Source organism: Spirochaetales bacterium, from assembly GCA_016930085.1.
Taxonomy (GTDB): Bacteria; Spirochaetota; Spirochaetia; order SZUA-6; family JAFGRV01; genus JAFGHO01.
In genome coordinates, this window is record JAFGHO010000033.1 from 1 (window position 1) to 11,986 (window position 11,986).

General features: G+C 48.0%; 12 protein-coding genes. 1 reads left to right on the plus strand and 11 read right to left on the minus strand.

Annotated features, from left to right (window positions below; translation table 11 throughout):
• The 4 genes from JW881_06000 to JW881_06015 form a co-directional block, all read right to left on the minus strand.
• Nucleotides 1-1,742, minus strand: a 1,742-nt coding sequence (locus tag JW881_06000) for a hypothetical protein (GenBank protein MBN1697045.1), incomplete at its 3' end; no start/stop codon positions are given.
• 427 nt (nucleotides 1,743-2,169) lie between these two features.
• Nucleotides 2,170-4,224 carry a hypothetical protein gene (locus JW881_06005; GenBank protein ID MBN1697046.1) on the minus strand — a complete coding sequence of 685 codons (2,055 nt, stop codon included), beginning with the start codon at nucleotides 4,222-4,224 and terminating at the stop codon, nucleotides 2,170-2,172.
• 360 nt (nucleotides 4,225-4,584) lie between these two features.
• Nucleotides 4,585-5,118, minus strand: coding sequence for a hypothetical protein (locus tag JW881_06010; GenBank protein MBN1697047.1), 534 nt, complete (start codon nucleotides 5,116-5,118; stop codon nucleotides 4,585-4,587).
• Between the two features lie 142 nt (nucleotides 5,119-5,260).
• A complete protein-coding gene (locus JW881_06015; protein MBN1697048.1) occupies nucleotides 5,261-5,932 on the minus strand; it encodes a class I SAM-dependent methyltransferase in 672 nt (223 codons plus the stop codon).
• Nucleotides 5,933-6,070: 138 nt separating this feature from the next.
• On the opposite strand from JW881_06015, the gene JW881_06020 reads away from it, so the two are divergent.
• On the plus strand, nucleotides 6,071-7,147 hold the full coding sequence (locus JW881_06020; GenBank protein MBN1697049.1) for a dockerin type I repeat-containing protein: 1,077 nt from the start codon (nucleotides 6,071-6,073) through the stop codon (nucleotides 7,145-7,147).
• A 124-nt stretch (nucleotides 7,148-7,271) separates the two neighbouring features.
• On the opposite strand, the gene JW881_06025 is transcribed toward JW881_06020, so the two are convergent.
• The 7 genes from JW881_06025 to JW881_06055 form a co-directional block, all read right to left on the minus strand.
• Nucleotides 7,272-8,258 (minus strand): hypothetical protein, encoded by a 987-nt coding sequence (locus JW881_06025; protein MBN1697050.1) that lies wholly within the window; start codon nucleotides 8,256-8,258, stop codon nucleotides 7,272-7,274.
• A gap of 511 nt (nucleotides 8,259-8,769) precedes the next feature.
• Nucleotides 8,770-9,336: a GTP cyclohydrolase I FolE gene (gene folE / locus JW881_06030; protein ID MBN1697051.1), complete on the minus strand. Its 567-nt coding sequence runs from the start codon at nucleotides 9,334-9,336 to the stop codon at nucleotides 8,770-8,772.
• Complete coding sequence (gene folK, locus JW881_06035) at nucleotides 9,333-9,848, minus strand: 2-amino-4-hydroxy-6-hydroxymethyldihydropteridine diphosphokinase (GenBank protein ID MBN1697052.1); 516 nt, start codon at nucleotides 9,846-9,848, stop codon at nucleotides 9,333-9,335. Before folK ends, folE begins: the two co-directional genes overlap by 4 nt.
• The gene (gene folB / locus JW881_06040) at nucleotides 9,841-10,227 is read right to left on the minus strand and encodes a dihydroneopterin aldolase (protein ID MBN1697053.1); all 387 of its coding nucleotides are present in this window, start codon (nucleotides 10,225-10,227) and stop codon (nucleotides 9,841-9,843) included. Before folB ends, folK begins: the two co-directional genes overlap by 8 nt.
• Nucleotides 10,217-10,951 carry an SDR family oxidoreductase gene (locus tag JW881_06045; protein ID MBN1697054.1) on the minus strand — a complete coding sequence of 245 codons (735 nt, stop codon included), beginning with the start codon at nucleotides 10,949-10,951 and terminating at the stop codon, nucleotides 10,217-10,219. Before JW881_06045 ends, folB begins: the two co-directional genes overlap by 11 nt.
• Before the next feature lie 250 nt (nucleotides 10,952-11,201).
• Nucleotides 11,202-11,363 carry a rubredoxin gene (locus JW881_06050; GenBank protein MBN1697055.1) on the minus strand — a complete coding sequence of 54 codons (162 nt, stop codon included), beginning with the start codon at nucleotides 11,361-11,363 and terminating at the stop codon, nucleotides 11,202-11,204.
• 163 nt (nucleotides 11,364-11,526) lie between these two features.
• Nucleotides 11,527-11,986 (minus strand): ferritin family protein (locus tag JW881_06055; protein ID MBN1697056.1); only part of this gene is annotated, 460 nt, incomplete at its 5' end.

Consider the following 11,986-nt stretch of genomic DNA (forward strand, 5'->3'; position numbering starts at 1 on the left):
GGATTTGTCTGGGCCGGCGGATTTGTCGGCGCCGAGGTCGGAGTGGGCGGGGGTTCAGACGGTGCGATAGTGGGAACATACGAATGATCATACACGGCGGTAACGGTCACATTTCCCCTGAAATCCCTGACCACGGTCGAGGTTGCGTTCACCTCATCGACAGTCGCGTTGCCTGAAATCTCCCACCCCATGAAAACCAGCTCCAGAGTAACGCCTCCCGAGGAAATAAGTATCGAGGGGGGTGCATTGATGTAAACGATGCTTCCGGATGTCAGATGTCCGTAATAATTGCTTTCGTAATTCCCGCTCGAGTTCATAAGCCTGACCGTCAGGGTATAATCTTCCGGAGGGGCGTCGGTCGGGACTTCCGGAGGATTCGTCAAAGGCGGCGATGTACTCCCCGGCGGTTCGGTAACACCCGGTGGCGTTGTTGCTGTCGGCGGAGTTGTCGGCGTTTCTGCGACCGTGTAGCCCATTTTAATGACAAACTCCCCATCATGCTTGTATTCCTTTGGAGGATCGGAATAATTGATGACGCCCGAACCCATTTCATCGTCTTTGTCGAACAGGTTGTAGATATCACAGCCGTATTTCTTGATGAGTTCCAGTATCGCGGTCCAGTCGATTCCGGAAGAATCCGTCGGACCCGGATTTCCCTGCCCGGGCGCAGGTGTTGCCTGCGGGCTTCCCGGGCCGGCGGTGCTTCCCGGCGCCGGAGTTTTGGAAATCAAATCCAGAATTTCTTCCAGTCCCTTTTGGTTACAGCCGTCGCTTTCATACATTCTGTAATTGATCGTCTCCCCGTAGGTGTCTTTCTTCCACGCCACAATTTCCTTGTTGACGAATTTTCTGTCGTGCTCTTTTATATCATCATAGCTGCACAGGACATTCAATTTATCGTTTTTAAATTCGATCCGGATCTCCGCCTTTCCCTTGTAAAAGGGCTCGTGATCGTTCCATATCTCGAAATACTCGAGGATCTCCTTTGCCCCGTCCCTTCCGGGCGATACGGCGCGTGTCAGGGCCGCATTGACGTTACCGTCAAGCACCGGACCGGATGGATCTTCACTATCTCCGGGGTCGACGATAAATGCATCGGCGTTTCCTTCCGCATCCAATCTTTCATTCGGCCCCAGGATAAAAAGCGGTCTGTCTTTGTAATTATCCTTGTCGATAAGATACTCGACACCCGTCTGATCGTAGGCCGTAATATATCCAAGATCCTCCGTGTCATAGGTGAATGGGACAAAAGCGACAAGCGGAGGCTCGATACCGTCCCATTCTTCGTACGACGGCATGTAAATCTGGAGGTTCATGAGGTGCGCCAATTCGACGAGGACATCGCCAAACATCTGTCCGTCGCCCACTTCTCCCGCATCACCCTGTTTCTTCAGGTCGTGGACGCCCGCGAGATACTCGTAGACGGTCTGCCCGTTTCCAAGAACACGGCCCAGGACCGTCCCGAACAACGCCTCCGTATCGCCGTCGAACTCCCTGCCTATTTCTTCATGTATGATCGACAACAATTCCGGTTCGGTCGCAACCGCCGAAACGAGCGTTTCCGAAATCGACGACATGTCGCTTTCCACCCGGTTAATCACACTTTCAATCTCCTTCTCGGACAACTCATCCACCGTACGTGCGTTCGAATTATCGTCGAACGGCGGCAGACAAGACAAAACACAGCACAGAAGCACAAAACAGGCCATTACCGGCATGATATACAAACTTTTTTGGTTCATCATATACTCCTCTCTCATTTAAATTATTACTAATGGCAGCGGATACGGCATCTCCAGACAATACCGGGCGACGTCATGAATAATCATCCCGTTGAATCAATCTCCCGCTGCCGGTATCCGTTTATTTACTATTGAAACGGATACGCCGATTTTAATGCCATTGTCCAAACATCATTTTTCCCTTCCCACCTCCTTTCAATATCATGAATCGCATGCGTCTATAATTATCAGGCGTCCATTGAGTCTGTATCACTCAACATTTATTAAAAATTTTCGTGCCGGTTTTTTATTCAGATGGATTCAATGTAATGAAGGAAAAAAATCGTGTTATCCCGCCGCAGAGGAATTGCCGCGGCGTTTGATTGTTGTTCGAAAAATCAAAACAGGAAGAGAACGTTTATTTTATGTACATATATACGATTCCCCGTCAATCGGCGCAGCCGGTCGTACATTCCAGTGAAAAGGTATGGACCTCCTCCGTTTCGTAGGAAGTATCGGTTTCCGTCCAGCCGCCGTTTTCGATAGCTCCTTCCCAGCTGAAGGAATAAAATCCCCAGCCGGCGCGGGAGGAATAGTTTCTTTCACCGGTCCATTCGATACATTCGCAGTCGGAATACCGGCTGCTCCAGGAGCGATATTCTATAGAAGGTTCCGGTTCCGGCGGGGCTTTAAAATAGAGCCACAACATATTATCACTCACGGTTGCGTACATCTCGATTTCATCTTCCGCCGGGAGGGGTGAAGAAAACGTGATCGTTTCATTTACCGCATCGACGCCCCATGCATCGATTCTGATAAAATCGGGATCGATACAGGCGCATCCGGGTACTCCGAACCCGCCGCCCAGGGGACATGTTTCCGTATATTGCGATGAAGGATAGGTGACGTGCATGCTGCCGCTGACATTCGAGACAGTAATAGTGTATAGGTTTCCGTAGGTTCTCGAAAGACTGAATGTTCCGGTGATAACCTGAAAAATGGTTTCAGTCTGCATAATGCCGGTATAATCGCCGTCGCAAGTACAATCCGGCCGGATATAGACATCCTCGCAACCTTGCGGATTGAACCGCGTTGAGATTTCCTTAACGCTTTCGAATTGCCATACTGTTCCGTCGAGGTCGTCTTCTTCTTTGATAAGAACATCGACGCTTTCACTTACCGGATAAATGACCATCTCGCCCCCGGGCAGCATCACCGCGACATCCGAACGCGCCGTTATGACCGCCGTCCCTTCGACATTGCGGGACTCGAGGAACGTAAAAGCCGTCCCGTCTTCCAGTGTGACAAAAGACGACGGATCGATTGAGGCGGGACCGTTGACTGAAAAATAGATCCTTTCTCCCTGTACCGGCGTTTCGTGATAGAGAAGTGACGCCATGATAATAGTAGAATCGTTTGTCGAGATCGTCCGGTCCAGCGCATCAAGGGTCAAAACGGGCCTGACGACAACATATACATTAATACTTTCGGAAAGATGTACCGTCCGCTGCTCGTTTACCAGATCCTGGCCGTTCACGTTTATCCGTTTGACGGAATAGGTAAAATCCGTCTCTGCCGTAACCACGATCTTCCCTTCTTCACCGGTTGCGGTCACCTCCGTGTGAACCTCGCCCATACTGTCTGTCGACCCCGTCCGAGGACTGAGAGTTCCCGGTCCGGCCGCCGAAAATACGATGGTTGCCGTATTGACGGGAACGGCGCACCCGAGCTTTATACGGGCCGTTACGGCACACTGTTCTCCGGGTTCGATATACACCTTGTCGACTTCCATGACGAGTTCGGGCGTACAGCCGGACGACACTTCCTCGAAAATCGAGGACTCTTCCGGTATACCGGGACAGTCGAGAAACCTCACAATATTTTCACTGTAAACGACCTGGCAGTCCAGCCGCGAACAACTGTAATTAATATCCGTCTGGGATACTTCAATCTGACCGCACCTGCACGTGGTGTTCGAAGGATCGGTACACTCGTTTCTTTTTATTTCATCAACGATCTCCCCCTCGTAGCCGCTGAAATGATCGATCGAGAGTGTGATTGTCTCGTCCGCGGGCTTTGTCCTGTATGAAATGTCGGCGACCGAAGCCTTGCGCGATTCAATATCGAAGGTATGGACAAGGGGTACCGTATCACGCAAGAGATTCCGGACGGGGACGGTCACAATTGCGGGGATTGCAAATTGTATATCATCCGGCCCGCCCATAAAAGCGAAAAGGATATCCTGTTCCGTCACGGCGCGAATATCCAAAAGGACGGTCTTTTCATCGTTTTTTATATCCCTGATATAAATATCTTTACCGTCCGACAAGGCGCCGGGAGGAACGTAAAGTGAAATACCGTTTGCATAGGTATATTCGCCTCCGGAAGCATCGAAATATGCCGTTTCCACATAATCATCGTCACCATGCTCATGATCATATTGCTTCTCGCAGCCGGAAAACAGCAACAATGCAAAAATCAGGATAATAACCGGTTTTCCCATAATCTCATTTCCCCTTTTTTATCTTTACCGGAATTCTTTTGCATGATACCATACGCTTTCCACGAATGCAAGAAATATATTCGACTGGTATCGTTCTCATGATTTATAGGCAACGAACAAACCCGCCGGCGTGACATGTTTGTATGTGATTCTATTCAATTTATTATGCGCAGTTATACTGTTTCGTCCGGCCGGGATGTTTATATTAAAGAAAGCGAGGTTTGGTTTGTATATGTATTTTGAAGCGACGAAATATCAGAAATGGTGAATTATGACTCGTATATACGGCAATCAATCTATTCCGGCCCGGCGATATACCGGAGTACCGGCGATATACCGGAGTACCGGTGATATACCGGATTATTCTTCATCGACCGAATAATCGATCTCCCATAAAGCGGTATTTTCGTCGTTTCTCAGTTCCTCGATAATTTCCGCCTTCTGCCTGAAATTGAGCTTTTCCAGGGTGACGGCATAGTAAATCATATCCTCTTTGGTCATGTATCTCACAAGTACATAAAAGGGGGCGACCTGCAACCTGCCGCGTTTGACGGTAAAACGGATCATTGTCGGCGTTGACTCGTTCGTCGATACAATCCCGTATTTTTTGATTAAATAGGTTCCCGGTTCAAGGTGGTGTATATATTCATACTTTTTTGTCGGTACGAGATAGATGACATGTTCTTTACCGTCCTTCTCCATTGTCACCTTGAGGTTTACCGGAAACGAAATCGTCGTCGTCTTGGCCTTTTGCGTCACTGTCTGGACAACAACGAGGGTGTCGTCTTCTGAGGCGGGTTTGGGTATAAAACTCGCGCACCCGATAAAAAAAAGAATCAAGCCGGTTACTGTACAAAAAGCTGCAATCCTGGTAAAAAGAGAATCTCTGGACATTATTCTTTCTCCTTGAAATAATATAAATCCAGTGTAGTACTTCTGTCCCGATATTTCAATATTTATTTATTTTAAAAAAATATGATATAAATTATTGATATATTAAGATATCGAGGAAAATTAAGGATAAACAATCCCCGGTTCACTTCCTTTGCATGATATAAAATACGGAAGCAAAGTCCCCGGGAGATTCCCTGAAAACCTCAATTTCACACGCCTCATGGTCAAGCAGTTTCATCATACCGGAATCATTTTTGTAGACGGCCTTCAATTCTTTTATACGAACTTCCAGCGGTCTGAAATAATCATGAAGCCATACATGTTCCGATATAATAAAATGCTCCATTAATACATAATTCAAGCGCGATATATCATTCATCTTTTGCTTGTATTCTTTTATTTCGTCGTGAACTACCAGATAACCGCCGGGCTTGATTAACCGGTGCCATGCCTTTAATCCTTCCCTGAATCCGATAACGGAAATCGACCCTTCCGACCAGATCATATCGAAAGATTCCTTTCTAAAACGCAATGAGAATAATGAAGCTTTCACGGGCTTTATATGTCGTTTCAATTGAAGGACTTTTATCTTTTCCCTCAATTTCTTTAACGCCGCACTATCGATATCTGCCGCCGTAATGTTGCCACTGCTGAGAATCGCCAGCTCGATGGTTGGTATCCCGGTACCGCACCCGATATCGAGTATCGAAGGGGTTACAATACGGGGAACAAGGTAATATGCCTGTCTTGTATACCTTGACAGTTTTTGTCTGAAAATATCCTTGTCAATAACCGCTGATTTTCTTGTTGCCACGACGTTTCCTTTTTATCCTTCAATACTATATCGATTAAACCCCAAAGAGACAACCGTAATATAATTATCATATTCTTCGATATATGGGCGGTTTTCTTTTTTTATTGACAAATCCCTGTACGTATACTACCCTGAATCATGAAAACAGAAAAAATCATAACGGCTGCGATTATAATATCACTCGCAGTATTTTCCGCATTCGGACAATCCGCCGGGGATGTCAATGCAAGCGGGACGATCGATATCGTCGATGCGTTACTGACCGCACAATACTATGTGGGACTCGATGTGGATAATTTCAACACTTCCAAAGCAGACGTCAATTGCAGCGGAAGTATCGACATTGTCGATGCATTAATAATCGCACAGTATTATGTCGGACTTATCGGGGAATTTCCCTGTTCAACCGAACCGGCGCCGTCTGAGGTATCGGTGCTGTACGTCATGCACTACCTTGCCCCCGAAGCTTCGACAACGACGACACTCGACGATATAAAGGGGTCGGGATTTGATACCTGTATCATTTTCTCAATCGACGGAACTTCGGGAGGTAATTTTACCTTTTTCGGAACACCCATTTTCACGGACGGCAATTATGTCGGACCCGCCGGGTGGCCGGAAAAAATCAGGTCGCTTAAATCCGGCAACACATCCATCAAGCGGCTTGCCTTCTGTCTTGCCGGACCCTATGGCACATACCGGACGTATATGAACACATACGGTACCGGTCCGGAAACCGCGTGGTACCGGAACTTCGCGAAACTCAAGGAACTGACCGGTGCCGACGCCATCGATCTGAACGATGAAAACTCATATGATACGGATTCACTGGTAAAACTGGGCCGCATGCTGGGGACGATCGGGTACAAGGTGTCGCTTTGTCCGTACAATAATTCGTCCGTCTGGCGAAGCGTCAAATCACAACTCGGCGATATCGTCGACGCGGTCAATCTCCAGTGCTACGACGGCGGGGCGTTGAACAATGTCGGCACATGGAACACCTACTTTGACGGACTCAAGGTAACCCCGCTCTTCTGGACCCTCCATGCGGACGGTACCGGGGACACGTATCAATCGGCCGAAACCAAGGTGAGAAACTGGAAAAACTCATACGGTATCGTGTCTGCCGGTGCATGGCAATATTCGGACATGAGGGACTTCGGCGGCGGAACGGCGGCCCAGTTCAACGCGGCGATCAGAAACGGATTGCGATAACCGTTGTCCGTTTCGGCTCTCAGCCGGCGCGCGGCTAAAGACATAAAAAAACCGGTGTGTTTCTGATCTTTCGCAGACCGGAACCACACCGGTTCGTTCGATTCATCCCTTCATTGTTCCATTTCTAGCAAAAACGGTCGACCAGACCAACGTAATACTGGGCGATGATGAGTGCGTCGACGATATTGACGTTGTTGTCGCAATTCGTATCCGCCCTCGAATAATCGAAATTCGACGGATTCGAACCCACATAATATTGCGCGACCATCAGGGCATCGACGATATTGATGCTGCCGTCGTTATTGACATCACCAAGGTTTTGCTGGGGAGGATTCGTCTGCTGCGGCGGGTCGGTCTGCTGCGGCGGATTGGTGACCGTTGAACTTCCGTTCACCGAAGCCGTAAAATTATCGCACGAAAGGCCGGTGCCCCCCTGCCAGATTTCGAATCCGGCTTCGATATCCATCATATACCAGCTGCTTTGCACATATCCCCGTGATATGGCATCGTCGATAAAGGGTTTATAATCCAGATTGATCGATGTGGTGGGACTGGTTAACTTGTAGGTAATAAAATTCCAATCGATCTGCGAGTACCAGACATCCCAGGTGCGCCCGCCGATATTCGCAGTCCCTACCCGGGACCCTCCCGGCTGAACGCTTCCCGAGTGGTTGATCCAGATCATGAGTTCGGCACCGTCCGGATCACCCGGGGTGGCGTTTCTCTTGAACCAGGCCTCAGTCGTGACGTTCCACGCACCCGAACTTATCAGCGTATTGCTCCATTCGATCGTGGCGGTTTGAATCGCCGTCACCTGAATCGGCATCCCGCTGTCCGTCGTACAATCTTCCCAATGACACCCTTTGAAAAGAGACGGGTAGGAGGCGGGTGAACCGCTTGTACCCAAATTGTGTTCCGCCCTGGTAACGCGGAAGCTCGTCCCATTGACATCGATACATTGGGCCGTTGACGCCCCCCAGATGTTATTCTGGGCCATGTATTCTCCATTGTTGACGGAAAGGTAATCCCATTTCCCGCAAATTTCCTCACCGTACAGTGCAAAATGCGAGAAAATTAAAATGACAATTAAAAAAAACAATGTGGACCTCATACATAACTCCTTTTACCTTTTTTTTATTTTTTTGTGATTACGGCCGCAAAACGCTCCGCAATGCCCGATCATGAAAATTATGTATATGAAAACAGCTTTATTGTAGCATTATTGAAAACATTTGTCAATCACAAAAATCTGTAAGACATTTATCTGATAGCTACTCAGGTGTTTTGTGGCGGCCGGCAATAAAAAACCGGCAGGGTGATAGCTGATTGCCCCCCTGCCGGCTTATCATATATTTTTTCCTTCGTTTATATTATACGCATCGGGGATGCATAAGGTTTCATCATTCACGACAGGAGAGACAGATGTCAACGCCGCTGTATTCCGGACTCCTTTGCAGGAGAAGCGTAAAGAAACCGTTGTAGCGAAAAAAAACGTTCGGTGCTTTACCGTAAAAGGAAGGTAAAACCGTTTCGGGGATACGATAACACGGAAAGAGGTAATCACGGTGCCGTATAAACGAATGCCTCCTGCAATTGACAGGCGGGACGGCTCGACCGCCCCCTTATATCGAGGTCCTGTTGATGAGATTGAGAAACTCCTGCCGCGTCGGGGGATCATCGTGAAAACTGCCCAGTACCGTTGAAGTCACCATCGAGGAATTCTGTTTTTCCACACCCCGCATCATCATACAGAGATGTTTGCAGTCCATGACCACACCGACCCCCTCGGCATCTATCTCCGACATGATCGCCCTCGCTATCTGTGCCGTAAGCCGTTCCTGTATCTGAAGCCGCCTGGCATATGCGTCTGTAATTCGCGCGAGTTTGCTTACCCCCAGTACCTGCGTTGTGGCGATATACCCGATATGACATCTGCCGTAAAAAGGAAGCATATGGTGCTCGCATAGGCTGTATACTTCGATGTCTCTTACGATAATCATATTGTTTGCCTGTGACTTGAATTTGGCCTTGTTGATAATCTTTTTAACATCGGAACCGTATCCACTCGTGAGAAAATCGAGACTCGCGGCAACCCGTTCGGGTGTCGCCAAAAGTCCCTCCCGTTCGGGGTCCTCTCCGATTTCGATGAGTATTTCTTTTACAAGTTCCGCAACACGTTTTTTGTTCATTTCTCGATTCCTTTCTTTATTGCCGCAGTTAACTCATTCGCCGGCCGCATCGTCTCTCCGTTCATGGACGCGGCAATGTCCGCAAGCGGTATACCCGTATCCGGAAGAATGAGACGGGGGGCGAGTTCAAAAAGAGGGAGACCGATAAACGGCCTCTTCCCGATATCGGGATCGGGAATAACCAGATCGGCTTCTTCAGATACCATTTCATCGTATAGCAGGATATCGAGATCCATAGGGCGTGAGGAGTATTTGTCTGCGGTTCTCTTCCTGCCGCACGATTCCTCGATGAAGCGGAGAATTTCATATTTTAGTTTCTTCGGCTCGACGCCCGTCTCGATCAAGATAACGCCATTCACATAATGGTGCTGCTTTCTCCGCTTCAATGGTTGTGTCATATAAAATGTGGAAGCCGCTTTCACGGTTACCTTTTCTTTTAGCAGGCCGATCGCCTTGAGAATATTTTCTTCCGGCCTTATGTTCGAACCGACACCGATATAAACGTCAGCCATCGTAATCCGATCGTATTCTCGTGATTTCGACACTCACGGTGCGGGCATAGGTAAGCGCATACGGTTTTTCCACACGGATTTTCGCCATCCGTACACGTGGGTTCTCGAAACAAATTTCCGCTATCCTTTCGGAAAGCCGTTCGATGAGGAAAAATGAGGATTTTTTTACCATCGTAATGATGTTCTGTTTCAGCAGTTTGTAGTCAACCGTATCTTCTATTCTGTCGCTTTTACATGCCTTTCTGATATCCGCATAAAGGGTAATATTGATGATGATATCCTGCTGATTAAGCCGCTCGTCCTCATTGATTCCGATAATGCAGGATGTTTTGATATCGTGAATACGAATGATATCCATGTCATGTCCCCTAATTTCCATACATGCACCCTTTTAAATGACGTCCGCCGTCGACAAAAATGACCTGGCCGGTAATGAACGAACTCTCAAGAAAAAAAAGAGCCGTATCGACAATATCAGCCGGCCCCCCATGGCGATTGAGGGGATTCGTATGTTTCATCTTTTCAAGGAAGGATATATCCTCTCCCGGCGGGGGCAGAATAAGGCCCGGTGCGATTCCGTTCACCGTGACGTGCGGGGCAAACTCGACTGCCATCATTCGAGTCAAATCATAAAGCACCCGCTTGCTTATATGATATGCGGCATGCTCCGAATCATAGTCCGTTATCCTTGCGTCGAGAATGTTGATGATTTTTCCGCCCCGATTCCCGGCGGCAATGCTGCGGGAGAGAACAAGGGGTGTTAACGCGTGTAACATGATGTTATCCACAAGGGAATCGGCAGAGAGTGTTTCAAGGGTATCTTTTCTGAAGAATGAGGCATTGTTTATGAGTATATCGATGTTTCCGGCCGACTTCCTTGCGTTCCGGAAGAGTTCCGCCGCCTTCTCGGGAGAAGCCAAATCCGATTTGAAAAGAAAGACACGAACACCATATGCTTCCGCCAATTGTGCCGTTTCTTCCGCTTCACTGACGGAAGAGTGATAGTGAAGGACGAGGTGGATGCCTTTCTGTGCACATCCGAGTGCCAACGCCCTCCCGATTCTCCGCGCAGCACCGGTAATCAGCGCCGTATTCCCTTTCATGTCAATATCCTTTTCCGGCGTTTCAGACCGCAAGCTATAATGGACAATCACCGGTTTCTGCGCGTTTTTCCCACAGGCTGACGGGGTTCAAAGTTCGATATATGGAATCCGGGCATGTGCATACATACGGAAACCACACTTTGAACATATAGAAAAACGCCGGAATCCGACGACCGCCCTGTTACGTTCAGTATCTTGAATATCGATCAATCTCTATCGATACCTATATATTTCTTGTGTATGTTCCGGGTCAGTCCATGGGAGAGAAATCGTCTTTCGAAGCACCGCATTCCGGACAAACCCAGTCATCGGGGATATCCTCAAAGGCCGTTCCCGGATCTATACTGTTGTCCGGATCTCCTTTGGCTGGATCATAGATATACCCGCAGATATCGCATTTATACTTTTTCATCACATCCTCCTTGGATTACTGGTTATTATATATTGTTTTTAAGCCTTTCGGCTGCATCGACACCTTTTTATAATTTCTCAATAATGCTTCTTCCCTCAGGCATGAAAGCATGTCATTTCTTCCCGAATCAAATTCACACACCTCCGTGCGACCCTGCTTGTCCCTATACGCCAAGGGACGATATCTGTTCACTCAACAGACGGATATGGCCCATTTCCTCCGCAATAATGTTGTCGACTCTCGCCTTACCCAATTCCGGCGGCACAACTTCCTTTATCCCCATATAAAAAACGATTGAATCCTTTTCGAGTTCGATCGCTTTTTTCAGGAGTGTCCTGGTCGACGCACCGTCACTGATAAACCCGGAAGGATCTTCATTGAGGTTGAACACATGACCTTTCGCGAAGGCATTGAGATAGAGTGGCAACTCGCCATAGGGATCATAGGTCGACTCCTCCTCGTCCTTCCCCTTGTAGGCGGCTTTCATTTCCGAAAATATTTCCATATGCCTTTTTTCCATATCCGCAAGCCCTTTGATCTTTTTTATCATTTCCATATCCGAGACCGCTTCAGATAACTTTGTGTAGAATTGTATCCCGTTTTTTTCAATTTGTATCGCAATA